This window comes from Brevibacillus fortis, from assembly GCF_046196545.1.
GTDB lineage: Bacteria > Bacillota > Bacilli > Brevibacillales > Brevibacillaceae > Brevibacillus > Brevibacillus fortis_A.
Window position 1 is genome coordinate 911,807 of sequence record NZ_CP176370.1, and the last position, 15,758, is coordinate 927,564.

Annotated in this window: 15 protein-coding genes; 11 read left to right on the plus strand and 4 right to left on the minus strand. The window is 48.1% G+C overall.

Going from position 1 to position 15,758, the window contains the following annotated elements; translation table 11 throughout:
- The first annotated feature begins 1 nt into the window (after position 1).
- The 5 genes from ACKKE8_RS04825 (at position 2) to ACKKE8_RS04845 (ending at position 5,597) form a co-directional block, all read left to right on the plus strand.
- Positions 2–556 (plus strand): hypothetical protein, encoded by a 555-nt coding sequence (locus ACKKE8_RS04825; protein WP_409177166.1) that lies wholly within the window; start codon positions 2–4, stop codon positions 554–556.
- A gap of 168 nt (positions 557–724) precedes the next feature.
- Positions 725–2,029 carry a hypothetical protein gene (locus ACKKE8_RS04830; protein WP_409177167.1) on the plus strand — a complete coding sequence of 435 codons (1,305 nt, stop codon included), beginning with the start codon at positions 725–727 and terminating at the stop codon, positions 2,027–2,029.
- Positions 2,030–2,665: 636 nt separating this feature from the next.
- Positions 2,666–3,925 (plus strand): amidohydrolase, encoded by a 1,260-nt coding sequence (locus ACKKE8_RS04835; protein ID WP_409177168.1) that lies wholly within the window; start codon positions 2,666–2,668, stop codon positions 3,923–3,925.
- Between the two features lie 61 nt (positions 3,926–3,986).
- Complete coding sequence (locus ACKKE8_RS04840) at positions 3,987–5,390, plus strand: M20 family metallopeptidase (RefSeq protein WP_409177169.1); 1,404 nt, start codon at positions 3,987–3,989, stop codon at positions 5,388–5,390.
- A 33-nt stretch (positions 5,391–5,423) separates the two neighbouring features.
- Entirely contained in the window at positions 5,424–5,597 is a 174-nt protein-coding gene (locus ACKKE8_RS04845) for a hypothetical protein (RefSeq protein WP_409177170.1), read from the plus strand.
- Positions 5,598–5,636: 39 nt separating this feature from the next.
- Here ACKKE8_RS04845 and ACKKE8_RS04850 read toward each other — a convergent pair whose 3' ends face one another.
- The 3 genes from ACKKE8_RS04850 to ACKKE8_RS04860 all read right to left on the minus strand — a co-directional run bounded on the left by ACKKE8_RS04850 (position 5,637) and on the right by ACKKE8_RS04860 (position 7,822).
- The gene (locus tag ACKKE8_RS04850) at positions 5,637–6,323 is read right to left on the minus strand and encodes a class I SAM-dependent methyltransferase (RefSeq protein WP_409177171.1); all 687 of its coding nucleotides are present in this window, start codon (positions 6,321–6,323) and stop codon (positions 5,637–5,639) included.
- Between the two features lie 130 nt (positions 6,324–6,453).
- Positions 6,454–7,179, minus strand: coding sequence for a hypothetical protein (locus tag ACKKE8_RS04855; protein ID WP_409177172.1), 726 nt, complete (start codon positions 7,177–7,179; stop codon positions 6,454–6,456).
- A gap of 13 nt (positions 7,180–7,192) precedes the next feature.
- Positions 7,193–7,822, minus strand: coding sequence for a YczE/YyaS/YitT family protein (locus tag ACKKE8_RS04860; protein WP_409177173.1), 630 nt, complete (start codon positions 7,820–7,822; stop codon positions 7,193–7,195).
- A 121-nt stretch (positions 7,823–7,943) separates the two neighbouring features.
- Between ACKKE8_RS04860 and ACKKE8_RS04865 the strand changes: the two genes are divergently transcribed.
- The 5 genes from ACKKE8_RS04865 to ACKKE8_RS04885 all read left to right on the plus strand — a co-directional run bounded on the left by ACKKE8_RS04865 (position 7,944) and on the right by ACKKE8_RS04885 (position 11,901).
- Positions 7,944–8,927, plus strand: coding sequence for a LacI family DNA-binding transcriptional regulator (locus tag ACKKE8_RS04865; protein WP_409177174.1), 984 nt, complete (start codon positions 7,944–7,946; stop codon positions 8,925–8,927).
- Between the two features lie 83 nt (positions 8,928–9,010).
- Positions 9,011–9,880, plus strand: coding sequence for an effector binding domain-containing protein (locus ACKKE8_RS04870; RefSeq protein WP_409177175.1), 870 nt, complete (start codon positions 9,011–9,013; stop codon positions 9,878–9,880).
- A 117-nt stretch (positions 9,881–9,997) separates the two neighbouring features.
- A complete protein-coding gene (locus tag ACKKE8_RS04875) occupies positions 9,998–10,492 on the plus strand; it encodes a GNAT family N-acetyltransferase (protein ID WP_409177176.1) in 495 nt (164 codons plus the stop codon).
- 222 nt (positions 10,493–10,714) lie between these two features.
- Positions 10,715–11,011: a transposase gene (locus tag ACKKE8_RS04880; protein WP_409177177.1), complete on the plus strand. Its 297-nt coding sequence runs from the start codon at positions 10,715–10,717 to the stop codon at positions 11,009–11,011.
- Positions 11,012–11,019: 8 nt separating this feature from the next.
- On the plus strand, positions 11,020–11,901 hold the full coding sequence (locus ACKKE8_RS04885; protein ID WP_409177178.1) for an IS3 family transposase: 882 nt from the start codon (positions 11,020–11,022) through the stop codon (positions 11,899–11,901).
- A 394-nt stretch (positions 11,902–12,295) separates the two neighbouring features.
- Here ACKKE8_RS04885 and ACKKE8_RS04890 read toward each other — a convergent pair whose 3' ends face one another.
- Complete coding sequence (locus ACKKE8_RS04890) at positions 12,296–14,395, minus strand: sigma-54 interaction domain-containing protein (protein WP_409177179.1); 2,100 nt, start codon at positions 14,393–14,395, stop codon at positions 12,296–12,298.
- 220 nt (positions 14,396–14,615) lie between these two features.
- Between ACKKE8_RS04890 and ACKKE8_RS04895 the strand changes: the two genes are divergently transcribed.
- Positions 14,616–15,749 (plus strand): M20 peptidase aminoacylase family protein, encoded by a 1,134-nt coding sequence (locus ACKKE8_RS04895; protein WP_409177180.1) that lies wholly within the window; start codon positions 14,616–14,618, stop codon positions 15,747–15,749.
- The last annotated feature ends 9 nt before the right edge of the window (positions 15,750–15,758 follow it).

Sequence of the window (15,758 nt, forward strand, 5' to 3'; positions counted from 1 at the left end):
TATGTTCAAGAAAATGGTTTTTTCAGCATTAAGTGTAGCCGTATTTTCTGCAGTGTTAACGTCTCCGATTCAAGCCACTAGTGTTGGTGAGCAGAAAGAACATTCATTAGTTTCTGCCAGATGGAGCTCGGATGAGGAATGGATTCGTAAGTCTGCTGCTGTTCCAGCAGGTTGGGTCGTCATTCGTGAAGACCTAGGTTCCAAGCTAATTAAAAATACAGCAGGTGCTCCATATGGTACAGAATTAAGAGTTAGCAAATATTCTCCCGTTCCAGCAGGATGGGTAGTTTTACGAGATGAAGTAGCTGGTCGGGTGATCAAATATGTAATAGGAGCATCTTATCGCACCGAGTTCAATGTGACTAAGTTCTCCCCTATTCCAACTGGATGGGTTGTATCGCGAGAAAATTATGATAGCAAAACAATCATGAATGTCGTTGGAGCTCCTTATGGAACCGTATTATTAGTAAGCAAATATTCACCTGTTCCTCCAGGATGGGTTTACGAGGGACAAGTGGCTGCTGGCAAGTACATTAAAAACTTGAATCGCTATTAGTCGTATTCAAATAAAGTTCGAACTGATGGTTAAGGGTATAGAACCATCAGTTCTTTTTTTATTCTTTTTCGTTCAGCAACTCATTTGCATGCGATGGACAAAGAGAAGCGTACATGATATGAATGAGGAAAAGGTGTCGATCATGACCAGGTAGGAGATAACGCCCTTATGTATAGAATCGGTGTTGTAGGACCGCTGCCTTCGGTGGAGCGGATACTGGCGGTTGCCAATGAGTTTGAGCATGAGATCGAATTTGTTCCTTTTCGTTATGAGGACGTTCGTGACGTGAGCAAAATCGTCCTGGAGCATCATCCAGAATTAAACGGATGGTTCTTCTCTGGACCGATTCCGTTTACCATCGCCAAAAACGTGCTCAGCCCGGATGCCAATCTCGTATATTGCCCGCCGAATGGTTCGAATCTGTATCGCTGTTTCATTCAGATGTCGATTGACCAAAAGACCGCCGTGAACCGTGTTTCCATCGATATGATCGAGTCGGAAGGGACGCATTTGCGAGAGTCGATGTCGGAGCTGGACATACCCGACGAGGAGATTTACGTTACTACGTACGACGAGCATTTTGACCTGGATGCAATTACGCAGTTTCATGTATCGCTGTGGCGCGAAGGCAAGACACAAGGTGCATTCACCACGTTTTCTGTGGTTGAACATGCGCTGCGCGAGGAAGGCATTCCTGTCTATCGTGTCCTGATGACGAAAATGGAGATTCGTCAGGCGATGAAAATCGTCATTGAAAAGGTGAAAAGCTCCTACTTTAAGGACACACAAATTGGAGTAGAGATCATTGAGCTGGAGCAGTTTGACAAGATTCCCGAGCGGACCAGCACGCGCTTTTACTTGCAGCATCTGGAGCTGAAGATCAGACAAATTCTGCTTGCGCTCTGCGATAGGCTGGACGGATCTCTGCTGGCAAATGGCAACGGACGCTACCAGATTTTCAGCTCGCGTGGTGCGATGCAACGAGAGATTGAAATGCTACGACTTACGGTGGAACAGCTCTCTTTGGAGGCAGAGGTTCCGGTTGCAGTAGGTGTGGGCTTTGGGGATACAGCTTTTTCTGCGGAAAACAATGCGCGAAAAGCAATCCAGCACGCAAAAGAACGACCGGGGGCGGGCATTGTCGTCGTACAGGATAATGGTGTCATGATGGAATCGGTGGGAGAAACAGAGGAGCTCGCCTATTCGTTCCGCTCCAGTGATCGCGAGCTGTTGGAAAAGCTGAACCGGGCCAATGTAAGTGTCAAATCGTATCACAAGCTGCGTGCGCTGGTTCAGCGTATGGGCTGGAAGTCGTTTTCGACGACGGATATCGCTTCGCACCTGTCGATGACGGTACGAAATGCTCAGCGGATCATGGGCAGCTTGTGCGAAGTGGAATTGGCCGAGTTCAGCGGGGAAGAGCAGCAGGCTGTGCGTGGACGACCGAAGAAGCTTTATCAGTTAAAGAAATGAGGGCACCCGAGAGGTTTCGGGTGTTTTTTCATGTCATGGGGCTGCAGTGGAGAGAAGAATATTTCCAGTCTAGGCTCCGGGTTCCGTCCTGCTGAGGGCTGAGACTGCCCGCTCCGAAGGGATTCGCGGGGAAACGCAAAAGTGGTAGCCGCTTCGTAGCACGGGCACGGTTGCGTTTCTTTTGCCCGCGAATCCCTTCGGAGCTCGTAGAGGAAACAGGAGAAAAAAGCGAAGATCTTAGGGACACCGGCCGAGACGGAATGGAAAAAGCGAAACACGCCTTTAAGCGTCCACCTCTGAGACACATCCTGAGTGGACCACTTTGGACGCGGTTTCGCTTTTTTCATGGAGTCGTGCAGTCAATCCCGCAGGGGGTGGCCCTAGAAGCTGAGCGTTTTCTCCTGTTTCCTCCCCACCACAACAGCAGGAAAAGGTTCGCTATTTTTCAAGAAGTCTAACAACTTCTATTGAAAAAGCAGCGAGCCAACTATATAATTCAATTAAGCGAAAATGTCTTTTAATATTCGTATATTGTAAGGGTTTACATTTGCCAGTCTTCTCATATTTCTAGAGCTTGCCTATCGGACCTGGGCATGGAAAAAGACATGCTCCAGAGTTAACAGGAGGAATTGAACGATGTTGGATCTGGTTTCGTTGCGAAGAGATTTTCATAGACATCCAGAGGTGGGTTTTACGGAGTTCCGTACCGCTTCCAAGGTAGTAGAGATTTTGACGTCCCTCGGCTATGAGGTCATATACGGACAAGAAGCAATCGATGGAGATTCCCGTCGGGGCATGCCTTCCGAGGCGGTTCTCGAGGCAGCGTATGAAAGAGCTTTGCGTGACGGTGCAAACCCGGCCATCGTTGAAAAAATGCGTGGTGGCTATACAGCAGTGATCGGTGTGAAGAAAGGGAAGGCACCTGGACCAACGGTTGCTTTTCGTTTTGACATGGATGCACTGCCTGTATTGGAAAGTACGGAGCAAGACCATTTTCCACAAGCGAATGGCTTCCGCTCCCATTATGAAGGCAACATGCATGCTTGCGCTCACGACGGTCATACCACGATTGGCTTGGGATTGGCAGAAGCTCTTGCAGCAGGAGATTTTTCCGGTACGCTCAAACTGATCTTCCAACCAGCCGAAGAAGGTGTTCGCGGTGCATACGCGATCGTGGAAAAAGGCCATTTGGACGATGTTGACTATATTTTCTGCAACCATTTGGGTGTCAATGTGCCGCTGGGTGAGGTACACGGCGGTTCCTATGGATTTTTGGCTACCACGAAAATGATGGCGCATTACTACGGTGTTTCTTCTCATGCTGGTGCGTCGCCAGAGCAAGGGAAAAATGCATTGCTCGGAGCGGCTACTGCCCTGTTGAACATTCATGCGATTCCTCGCTTCAGCACTGGTGATACGAGAATCAATGTGGGTGTGCTTGAAGGCGGAACTGCAGCGAATATCATTCCGGCCTATGCCAAGATGGTTGTGGAGACTCGCTCCATTACCGAAGAAGTAAATGCAGAAGTAGAAAACCGCGTACGCAACATCATCGCGCACAGTGCCGCTATGCATGAGCTCGACTACAAAATCGAAGTCGTCGGGGGAGCCATCCCAATCAACTACGATGTGGAGCTGGCAGAGCTGGCACTGGAAGAAGCCAAGCAGGTAGAAGGCTTCCATTCCTTTAGGCACGGCGATTACAACTCGATGGGCAGTGAAGATGCCAGTTTTATGATTAAACGCGTTCAGGATCGTGGCGGAAAAGGAACGTACATGGCAATCGGTACGGATATCCCGGCGCCTCACCACCATCCGAAATTCGATATACAAGAAGAGATTTTGCCACGCAGCGTAGCGCTTTTGAACCGAATTGCAAGACGATTGCTAACGTAAAAAACGTTCCCAACTGAGCGGAAAAGCACGTGGACAACGAGGGCAGAGAGGATGTTTGCGAATGCATACCAAGCGAATTGCAGAAATGATTGAGAAAAAACGAGATGCCTTCATCAAGGTGAGCGACCAGATTTGGAATTTCGCGGAGACGCGTTTTGAAGAGTACCAATCGGCTGAACTGCTGGCTCAAACACTCGAGGGAGAAGGCTTCAAGGTTGAGCGCGGAGTAGGTGGGATCAAAACGGCCTTTATCGGAAGTTTTGGCAGCGGCAATCCTATCGTGGCGATTCTGGGAGAGTTCGACGCTCTGTCGGGCATGAGCCAGAAAAAAGGTCAAACCACCGAAGAGCCTCTCGTAGCAGGCGCAAACGGCCATGGCTGCGGACACAACTTGCTCGGTACCGCTTCTCTTGCGGCAGCCGTTGCAGTGAAAGAGTACATGGAAGAGAACAACATGACAGGGACTGTTCGTTACTACGGCTGCCCAGGGGAAGAAGGCGGCTCCGGGAAAGCGTTCATGGCGCGAGCAGGATTGTTTGACGACGTGGACTTCGCACTTTGCTGGCACCCAATGGGCTACAACAGCATCATGTCCATCGATTCGCTCGCGAACTATCAAATTTACTTCAAGTTCAAAGGAAAGAGCGCCCATGCGGCAGCAAGTCCACATCTCGGTCGAAGCGCACTGGATGCGGTGGAATTGATGAACGTCGGCGTGAACTACTTGCGTGAGCACATTATCCCGGAAGCACGTGTGCACTATGCCATCACGAACTCCGGCGGCTTGTCGCCAAATGTGGTTCAACCAAAAGCAGAGGTGCTCTATCTCGTACGTGCGCCAAAGGTTGATCAAGTACAGGAGATTTACGAGCGCGTATGTAAAATTGCGCAAGGCGCTGCGCTCATGACCGAGACCGAGGTAGAGATCGTATTTGACAAAGCGTGCTCGAACCTCGTACAAAACAAGCTGCTCGAAGAGGTCATGTACAAAAACTTCCAGGAGCTGGGCGTCCCTGTGCATGACGAAGTAGAACTGCAATTAGCAAAAGAAATGCGTGCGACGCTGTCCAAGCAGGAACTCGCTACTTCGGAAAAACTGTCACCGGACATGCCTGCTCCAGACATGGTGACATGGCTCAATCCATTCGACGGATCAAAAATCCCGCTGAACGGCTCCACGGATGTAGGGGATGTGAGCTGGATTACGCCAACTGCGCAATGCACGACTGCGTGCTATATTAACGGCTCCACGCTGCACTCCTGGCAATGGGTGTCTCTCGGGGCGACATCCATGGCACATAAAGGGATGCTGCATGCGGGGAAAGTCATGGCTTCTACAGCTATTGACATGCTGAATCATCCGGAGCTGATCGAACAGGCAAAAGCCGAGCTGAAACAGCGTCTGGGCGGTCAAACGTATGTGTGCCCGATTCCAGAGGGTGTCTTGCCTTCTGTGAAAAAATAAGAGACACACGGAAATAACAAGCGGACGACTTATTTGCTGTCTTTGACCGAAAATGTAGAGGCGATTTTCGATTGCAGAATCCATTGCCGAATGAAAGCAGATGCTTGCGGGCTGGAGTTTGTCCCCACTGAATTTCTGAATGATTCGGCTGACTATATCGACGCTCTCGTGGAGCTGATTCATGAGAGAATGGAGCAGAGTATATAGTAAGGCCAGCCGGAAAAATCCGATTGGCCTTTTTGGTATTCATACAGTTAGCCACCATACTCCCGCACATTCCGGCAATGTCACCAGCTTTTCCCGAGCGACTCTGTCCCCAAGCTCATCTCCAAAGAAAAACCGTGAAAGCTGTTCTGCTTCCTCTATGTCTTTAAACTGATAGTCCAAGCGAATCCATTTGTGCGAGAAGCCGTATTTGTTTTCTAACAAAGAATAGTACTGTGTAAGAAATTCGGGTGGATGAGGTGTTTCATATCCGGTCCCCATCGTTTCCATGATGACGATCGTGCCACCAGGACGAAGCACGCGTTTCATCTCCTGAATGATCTTTTCAAGATGGAGCTCGTTGTTGGGAACTTCAGAACTGGTGAGGTAACAAACCGTCCACCCTGCTACGATGACATCCGCACTGTTATCGTCTGCGGGAAGTTCTCGATGATCCGCTACGTTGGTTTTCCAATTGGTAAGACCGGCTTGCGTCAGCTGTTGTGCATTCACTTCTAGCATAGCAGCGGAAGCATCGAGAGCCAGAATGGACTTGGCATGAGGAGCGAGCACAGACGTAAGTCTTCCTGAGCCAGCCCCCAGATCGATCACGTCCTGTCCTTTGACGGGGGTGATTTCTTCGATGACAGCGAGCAGACTTGGTTGTCTGGAAATCATTAGATCGTACTGTTCCGCTTGATTTTTATAAATTTGTTCGTGGTTTGGCATCGTTCACCCTCCAGTTATTTGATTGTACTGGAAAATATCGTAAAGCTTCACGCCACGTGAAGGTCAAGAGATAGAAAAAAGGATTCCGCCTCGCAGTCTTATGACCTACAGGGGAATCCTTCTTTTTCATTTAGGAACGGACAGAAATTAAATTCTTCGCCAGCGCTACCAACTGATCATGAAGGGTAGGGTCCAGTTGAGTGCTTCCAGTGTGGTACGCGAGATGATAGAAGATTCCTTGATCAAAGAACTCCACCTCATGGGCGTTTGTGACGATCAGATTTACTGCGTGATTTTTGTCATCATACTTGTAAAAGTTATACACATAAGAGCTGTTTGTCGTGATGATATGATGATAGAAAGTGATATCGTCGGTCAGTGGCTCAACGCGCATGACGTTCCCGAACGAATCCAGTCCAGAAGCAGATGGCTTCACGTGGGCCAAAGGGTTTTCAGCAGTCTCTGTCATACGTACGATGAAGAAGTTTTCCGTAATAGGGTCTTCGTTATCCTGCGCGTATGTTAGCTGTAGCTGGTGTCGTGTTTCTTTTTCGGAGCCTGAGGAGAATGAGACGAGATAGGCCATCTCTTTTTCGACAGGAAAAGGCAGCTTCGTTTTATCCACTGGCTTGATTCGGCTTTGGAGAGACGAAGGCAATAGCGGTGTCATTTCCTGAATACTCATCGGCCGGTAATGCGTCACGTTTTCAGGATCTTGGGTCAGTCTGTGAATTTCGCTCTGGGCAAAAACATCTCCGCTAGCTTTTACGAGACCAGTGGAAGAGGAGCAACCGACAAGCAATAGAAACAGGCTCACTGCAAGGGAACACACAACTTTTGGTCGAAAATTTCTCAAGGCTTTCCTCCTATTATGCCTCCGCCCCCTTCGTTTGATTGACGAGACGAAGCATCTTATTCCCGAGGTTGATTGCTGCTTGAATAATGTAGCCAGTCGTAAAAGACAGCACGACTGTTCCGTAATAAATCGGGCCATCTAACAGGAAGCTTGCGCTGAGAAACATGCACGCCAGTAAAATTTCTGTCCGTCTGAATGTCCACTTTAATCTTTTCGACATGACCAGTACAAATGCCTCTTGGGGAGCTGTGCACACTTGTGTACACACATACAACCCGATACCGCTGCCGATGCAAATGTTTCCAAGTGTCATGGTCAGAAGCGGCGGCAATGAACGGATAGCAGCCATAAGCGCATCGATGGACCCGATCAAATCGACAAAGAGGGAGATCAGCACCATGACCAAAATGGCACCGACAGTAATATAACTGCGATCCATGAAAAGGACGATGACTACAAAGGTCAGGTTGATGGCAAACATCCAGAAGCCAATCGATATCCCGAAGTTTTGATACAGGGCAATAAACAGAGAATCATACGGGCTAAGACCAAAGGATGTAATGGTCGTCATCATGTTGATCCCGAGCGCCAAAATCAATAAGCCTACGATAAACAAGAGATATTCAAATTTTAAGCGAATCACAAAACACGACTCCTTTCATTCTACATAAGGAGAGCATAATATGTGGAACGCTTTTCAGAGCAAGCGGAATGTGCTTTGATGTATGTAATAATTACTGATCCGACTTCGAGGAGTAATCTGAGTGGCTAATATAAGAGAAATCGCGAAATTGGCAGGTGTATCCGTTTCAACCGTTTCCCGTGTGCTAAACAACCATCCGTACGTGAACGAGAAAAAACGCGCGGAGATTCTCAAGATTATTGAAGAACAAAATTATGTTCAAAACAGTAATGCGGTTCACCTCTCTACCGGAAAAACGATGGTCATCGGTGTGACATTGCCTCTCGTCAACAACCAATACTACAGCTCCATTATCGAAGGTATTGCAGCAGAAGCAGTCCAGCATCATTACAAACTGATGGTGTGCCAAACGAATAACAACCCCGAGCAAGAACGCAGCGTATTGCACTTGCTCAAAAATAAAAAAATCGACGGGCTCATCATGTGCTCCAGGTCCAGCTCCTGCGAAACACTCAATGAATACGCAGGGTACGGACCTATCATCACGTGTGAAGCAAATGATACCTCCTCTGTTTCGAGTGTTCATATCGACCACTATCAAACGTTTCTGATCGGGATGGAGTATCTGATGAAGAAGGGACACCGCCGGATCGGGTATTGCATCGGTAGAAAAAACAGCTTTAACAGTCAGCATCGCAAACGTGCCTATTACGAAAAGCTGCGTTCGATTGACGTGATACCCTCTCCTGAGTGGTCGTTTGAAGAGTGTTTAACGATCCAAGACGGCAAGGATGTCGTGGGGAAATTGCTGCAAACAAAAGAGCGGCCGACAGCAATGATCGTATCGTGCAATCATATAGCGGCAGGGATCATCAAAGAAGCGAGCAGGTTGGGGATTAGCGTACCGGAAGACTTAGCCGTAGTCGGTTGCGATGATCAGCCAATCGGAGAACTGCTCGAGATCACCACTGTATCCAGCTCCAGTACGTTGATGGGAAAATACGCATTTGAGATGCTGCATGAGCGGATTTGGACACAGCAGCTGGTTGGGAAAAAGGAAGAGAAGGAACTGTCACCCGTATTGGTAGAGCGACTGACGACGTAACGCTTGAAAGATAGCACAGTTGATCAAAAAAACGCCAGTGATCTCCCGCATACTAAAGAAAAAATAGGTGAAGGAAGTCAAAGATGGACACGTACAAGCGGATTCAGGACGCGATTGATTATGTGGAAGAGCATCTTCAGGAAGAAATGAATATCACAGAAATTGCTTCCAGGGCGCATTTCTCTGCGTTTCATTTTCAGCGGCTGTTTCAGGCAATCTCAGGCTTCGGCGTACAGGAGTACATTCGCAAGCGCAGACTGTCGGAAGCCGCACTTGCGCTAAAACAGACAAGTGACAATGTACTCGAAATTGCGGTGGCCTATCAATACCAGTCGCAGGAAGCATTGACACGCGCTTTTGAGAAGCAGTTCGGGATTACACCTGGAAGGTATCGACGGGAAAATCATTCGCTGCCCTATCTCGCCAAGATGGACTTCTTGGCCTTTCGCCAAACGATCAAAGGAGAGATCACGATGAACAAACCAACCATCGCGACATTGGATGACATTTGTATCATTGGGCGCAGGTTCCGGACGAGCTTACAGGATGAGCAGCATTTTAAAGATATTCCGGGCTTTTATTATGAATTCGGCCGCAATCAAGACTATTTGCGGATTCCGAATAAAGCGGCGGAAGATATGTCATACGGAATCGCCTGCGAATTTGAAGATGACGGAAGCTTTTCTTTTGTGATCGGCGAGGCTGTACATCGTGTTCCTGATGAATGGCCTGAAGGCTTTATTTCGCTCGTCTTGCCTGGCGGAAAATACGCGGAATTCAAAGTGACGGGTGATGCCGACCTTGTACAAAACACACGTCGCTACATTTACGGAACATGGTTGCCTCAATCGAATTATGAGAGAGGCGAGGGACCGGATTTTGAAGTGACAGACGTGAGGGGTTCCAGCTTTCCTGTGGCGATGAAAATATCTATATACATTCCGCTTCTATAGACGTTTGTTCAGCCGGAAGCAATGAATTTTACAGTACTTTCACACGCCATCCATTCCAGCTTTATACCCGTCTGCTACAGTGTAAATGTAAGAGCGAATGTACAGGAGGCGGGTAGGGTGGAAGTGCAGATTGAGCGCGTCGTAAGAGATGATTTTGCGGAAATGATTACGTTGGCGGATATGACATTACCCGATCGAATGAACTTGCATGAGCTGAAAAAGTATATGGAGCTGTTTCCTGAGCTGATTTTCAAGGCGACCTATAACGGCCAGCTCATCGGTTTTAGCTGCGCCGGAATTGATATGTACCAGACGACTGGCTGGCTTCTGTTCAGCAATGTGCGCAAGGAGTTTCAAGGCCAAGGCATTGGCAAACGGTTAATTGAAGCCAGACTGCAAGCCCTGCGCCAGTTTCCGTCACTCCGCACCGTGCAGGTTACGGTAAGTGAAACGAACGCATCCTCTATTCGCGCGCTGTCTGCCTATGGCTTCCGTCTGGCACATGCTGAGCAGGATTACTACGGGCCGGGCAAGCATCGGAATTTGATGGAACTGCCTATTTTGCCTATGATTCAACCAGAAAAAATAGAGTCGTCCATCGTGACTACTTAGGTGGAATAACGTAAAAAAGCGGAGGAGCTAGAACCTGCCGCTTTTTTTCATAGACTGGTACCGATGCTGTAGTGGAGGGAAGAAGTGCATTTCCAGTCTACGCTTCGGCCTACGCCCCGCAAAGGGGATTGACTGTCCGCTCCGAAATGAAAGTTATGATCCCCTTTAGGTAGACAGAAAAAAGAGCGCAACGTATTCTGTCTTTGACGGGGGGAGATTTCAATGGGGAATATCCAAAAGACGTATGACGTAGCGTTTAAGAAAAAAGCAGTAGATTTTTATATAAAAACGGGTATGGGCTACAGAAGATGCGGAAAAGAATTGGGGATTGATCCGACGATGTTACGTCGATGGGTGAATCATTTCGAAAAAGAAGGGATAGCTGGACTGGAAGAAAAACGAGGAAAAGTAAGGGGAATTGGTGTAGGGAGACCCAAAATAAGACCCGAGGATCCTGAAGCAAAAATGAAGCGGCTGGAAGCGGAAAATGCCTTGCTAAAAAAGCTTTTAAAGATGTAAAGGGTGGGATGGAGTCAGTACCTTATAAGAAGCGGTTTGCACTTATTGAGGAGCTTGCCAAGAGCGGACACAGCGTTCTCCTTTTATGTCAGCAAGCGCAAGTTTCCAGAAGTGGCTACTACAAATGGATAAAGAGTAGGAAAACGATCACTCCCAAGCAACTGGAAGACGAACAGATCAAAAGAAGAATTATGGAATGCCATAAAGAAGTGAAGGGGATTTACGGATATCGACGGATTAAGATTTGGCTGGAGAAGAAATCCCCCTTACCGATCAATCACAAACGAATCCAACGTTGCATGAACGAAATGCAACTGCAAGCCGTTATTCGTAAGAAAAGGCCTTATTATGGTAAAAAAGAAGCGTACGTTGTCTCAGGAAACCTGCTAAACAGAGCATTCCATGCTTCCCATCCAAATGAAAAATGGGTAACGGACATTACCTATCTCATTTTTAACGGGCAAAGGCTGCATTTGTCTGTAATTAAAGACTTATTCAATCATGAAATTATTGCGTACCAGATCAGTCGAAATAATGATATCAAATTAGTAATCGATACGCTCAACCAAGCGAAAAAGAAACGAGATGTAAAAGGAATCCTCCTGCATAGCGACCAGGGGTTTCAATACACATCCCGTCAGTATAATCATCTTCTTACGAAATACAAAATCATACCCAGTATGTCTCGAAAAGGGAACTGTTGGGACAATGCAAGTATGGAGAACTTCTTCAGTCACTTCAAATCAGAATGTTTTTCACGCTATTCTTTCCGGACAGCCAAGGAAGTAAGGCATGCTGTAAAGGAATACATCCATTTTTATAATCGTGAACGCCTTCAACAAAAATTAAACAACCTAAGTCCATATGAATACCGGACTCAGGTCGCTTAGCGTTGCTCTCTATATACTGTCTACTTGACAGGGGGCAGTGCAGAATAGCGGGAGCGCTTCAAACGTTGAAGTTTCGAGGAAGTATCTCATAAGTGAAGCTTAAATTCCCCGCTATTCATTTCTACGCTAGGTAGGGCTCCAGAGGCGCTTGGACTGGAAATGCACTTCTTCCTACGTAGCTTTGGTGAGCACCTTGAGAGTGATTCAAGAAGTGTAGCAAGTAAGCTTCTCTGCTCTAGCTGATAAAACGGTTTAAAAAATGAATGATAACACTGCTGTAAAGAAGTCCTGCCATATGTTTGGAAGGAGACCGCCCGAACGAAGAGAGGATATAGGCGACTGGAAAACATGTGGTAGGGCTTCGGGCTCCACAATCGTTGGAAGACAACCATACTTATCCCTTTTCCTTAATCAGCAAAGCCGCTAACACCTGCTGCCCTAACGCAGTAATCTGCGTCCCTTGCTTCTTGACCCCAATCGAGACACACCCAGCGCGTTCCAGCACGGTCAGCTTGTGCCTGATTTGGGCTTCAGTCAAGGTGGTTGGACTCTCCATCCTCGCCAGCAGGGCACTGCGTCCAATACGCTCCTGACGCTTGTAGCAATCGGACAGTACTTGCAGGATTGCTGCGTAATCTCCCAAGGAGCCTTGCCTGGACAAATACCGGATCGTATCTTCCAGCGTATCATCCCGGTGAGAGGGAAGCGGCGGAATAGAGACATGCCCCGCAAAAAAACGCTCCGGCAAATGAGCCAACTCCACCTGATTCCCCTCAGCGATGACGACTGCATAGTGAATGAAATTTTCCAGCTCGCGAATATTGCCTGGCCAATCGTAACGGAGTAGCTGTTCCGTCACTTCCCGCGAGAAGGACAGACGCTGCTTTTTTTTCTGCAAGAAATAATCGATCAGCACCAAAATATCATCAGGACGATCACGCAGGGGCTGGATGTGCAACGGCAGGACGTTCAGTCTGTAGTACAAATCCTCGCGAAACGTCCCTTTTTTGACCATTTCCATCAGGTTGCAATTGGTAGCGGCGATGACGCGAACATTGACCGGAATGACGCGATAGCCCCCTACGCGCATGACCTGCTTTTCCTGGAGAACACGAAGCAGTGACGCCTGAATGCTGAGCGGGGCATCCCCAATCTCGTCCAGAAAAATGGTCCCGTTGTGAGCCAGCTCAAATAGCCCCATCTTTCCACCTTTTCGTGCTCCGGTAAAAGAACCTTCCTCGTACCCGAACAATTCACTCTCTACCAAGCTCTCGGTCAGCCCTGCAAAATTGACGGGGACGAACGGACCGTCACGGCGCGTCGAGTGTTGATGAATGGCTTGGGCAAAAACTTCCTTCCCGGTTCCGTTTTCCCCTGTGATGAGAATCGTAAAGTCACTTTCGGCCAGCTTGGTCGCCACTCGTTTGTTGGCCTGAATGGACGGGCTTTTACCGATGATATTGTCAAACGAATACTTGGTCATCAGTCCGAGATTGGCACTCTTCGTCCGTATTTCCTGTTCGATCTGCTGTACCTTTGTCACGTCCTGAAAAGTAATGACCGCGCCTAGAAACTGATCATCCAAGAAAGTGGGAATCTTGGTCACCAAGAGGTACAAATCGCGGAATTCCAATACTTGCTTCGTTACTTCCGTGTGTGACTCGACTACTTCGAGAATAAGAAATTCGGGAATGACCTCCGCTACATTTCGCCCGATGCAAGTAGTTTCAGTCATATGTAAAATTTTCTCGGCTTCTTTGTTCAGCACAGTGATATTCCCTGTGGCATCTGTGCCAATGATGCCTTCATGAACCGCATTTAAAATGGAACTCAGCTTTTCATTCAGCTTCCGTTCATTGTGTACCGAGTTGGTCAGCTTGCGCCCGATATGGACGAAATCACTGATGAAGTCAGCCGTGTACAGGTTTGCCTTATCCGGAGACAGATCAAGCAGGCGCGAAATATCAAAGATCGTCGTCAAATCCAAAGGGCGGTGGCCCAACTCAATGACGTTTTCAAAATGAGCAGGAATCAGCTCCCTGAGCCCATGACAGACAGCGACATCGATTTGATCTTTTTCAGGAAGCGGTGTCTCGGTATCGGGTACGTACGGCACAAATGTCAGATGAGAAAATCCGAGATGAAACAAGAGCTCAATCGCGCCTTCTACCATTTCGATGGAGTTGGAAACAAATAGACAGCGCGTTCCTGGCGGCAAATCCATGAGTTGATCCAATTTGTTAATGTCGATCGTGCGCCTTGCCAGCAGCACAGGGATGTCTGACGGAGGAGCTGGCTGATCGTGCAAGAGACTCGTGTCCGAAACGAGGATGAGATCAACTTCATCGTACACACTCAGGTGAAGCTGTTCTTGCATATGGTTTCGAATGATGTCCAAGCGGTTGCCGAAAAAAGACGTGAGCGTGTTTGCAAACAGCAGACTGATCGTCTCTAGCCGGGTCATCAACAAGATGCGTGGTTTCTGTTTGATCATGATGCGAACTCCTTTATATCTGCTGAATAGCTTTTAAATTTGGGTGAAAATATTGGATTGAATATCTGTAAAAACCAACCTATATTATAACCTAAAAATCCGAAATTGTTCAGAAATGCTTAACTTTTATAACAATATAGTTTTGGCACAAATCTTGCTATACATCCGGTAGAGCAAAGAGAGATACTAGAGATAGACATCAGGGAGGATGATGAATCGGATGAATCCGTTCTTATACATGGACGAGCATCACGACGAAATAGTGCGAACATACAAAGATTTGCATCAATTGGCGGAGCCGAGCTGGCACGAGGAGAAAACAGCGAGATATTTGCGGGAACGCTTGGAGGCGGCCGGAATTGCCGTCACACGCTTCGAGGGGCACCACGGCTTTTATGCAGAGATTCCTGGAGAGAGTGCTGAAATCGTTGCTTTACGCGCAGATATGGATGCACTCGTGCAGGAAGTGGACGGCGTGGTGAGACCGAATCATTCATGCGGACACGATGCTCACTCGACACTGGCTCTCTACAGCGCCCTTGCGATTCAAGCTAGCGGAGTGGTGCCGCCGAAAACGATGCGCTTTCTGTTCCAGCCTGCTGAAGAGAAGATGGGCGGAGCCTTGCAGATGATGAAGGATGGCGCCCTGGAAGGCGTGACAAAGCTGATCGGCGTTCATCTGCGCCCGGAAATGGAAGTGCCGTATGGTAGCGCTGCTCCGGCGATTTTGCATGGATCGTCTAGCTCCATCAGAGGGACGATTACAGGTCTGCAAGCACACGGAGCACGTCCGGCGCTCGGTAAAAATGTCATCGAAGCCGCTTCGTTTTTGGTTATTGCGTTGCAAAACATTCGCCTGCAAGACGGATGCTCTTTTTCTGTGAAGATGACGCAATTACAAGCAGGGGGAGAAACGGTGAACGTCATCCCTGATCGAGCGACCTTTAGCCTCGATGTACGTGCCCAGTCCAATGAAGGCATGGCAGAATTGCGGAGAAAGACCGAGCATGCCATGAGTCAGACAGGGGCTTTGATGGGCATGGATGTGGAGTGGGAATGGTCGGGAGTCACACCTGCTGCTGTCGCCAATGCGGACATGATCCAAGTAGCTAAAAAGGCAATTGGGCAAGTATTGGGTGAGGACAAAATTGCCGAAATATGTGTGACACCAGGCGGAGAGGACTTCCATTTTTACGCGATTCACCGTCCTGAGCTGGCAACTACGATGATTGGCCTGGGATGTGGGCTCACACCTGTTCTGCATCATCCACAGATGACTTTTCAAACGGATGCCTTGATTTATGGGGCAAAAATCATGACGGCTGCGATTTATGAAGCAGCCCAACATTCTTAGAGAAGCGCT

What these genes read in the sequence shown, in the direction of transcription:
- ACKKE8_RS04825 (WP_409177166.1), top strand. Translation starts at nt 2, where the DNA reads ATGTTCAAGAAAATGGTTTTTTCAGCATTAAGTGTAGCCGTATTTTCT.
- ACKKE8_RS04830 (WP_409177167.1), top strand. Translation starts at nt 725, where the DNA reads ATGTATAGAATCGGTGTTGTAGGACCGCTGCCTTCGGTGGAGCGGATA.
- ACKKE8_RS04835 (WP_409177168.1), top strand. Translation starts at nt 2,666, where the DNA reads ATGTTGGATCTGGTTTCGTTGCGAAGAGATTTTCATAGACATCCAGAG.
- ACKKE8_RS04840 (WP_409177169.1), top strand. Translation starts at nt 3,987, where the DNA reads ATGCATACCAAGCGAATTGCAGAAATGATTGAGAAAAAACGAGATGCC.
- ACKKE8_RS04850 (WP_409177171.1), bottom strand. Translation starts at nt 6,323, where the DNA reads ATGCCAAACCACGAACAAATTTATAAAAATCAAGCGGAACAGTACGAT.
- ACKKE8_RS04870 (WP_409177175.1), top strand. Translation starts at nt 9,011, where the DNA reads ATGGACACGTACAAGCGGATTCAGGACGCGATTGATTATGTGGAAGAG.
- ACKKE8_RS04880 (WP_409177177.1), top strand. Translation starts at nt 10,715, where the DNA reads ATGGGGAATATCCAAAAGACGTATGACGTAGCGTTTAAGAAAAAAGCA.
- ACKKE8_RS04885 (WP_409177178.1), top strand. Translation starts at nt 11,020, where the DNA reads ATGGAGTCAGTACCTTATAAGAAGCGGTTTGCACTTATTGAGGAGCTT.
- ACKKE8_RS04890 (WP_409177179.1), bottom strand. Translation starts at nt 14,395, where the DNA reads ATGATCAAACAGAAACCACGCATCTTGTTGATGACCCGGCTAGAGACG.
- ACKKE8_RS04895 (WP_409177180.1), top strand. Translation starts at nt 14,616, where the DNA reads ATGAATCCGTTCTTATACATGGACGAGCATCACGACGAAATAGTGCGA.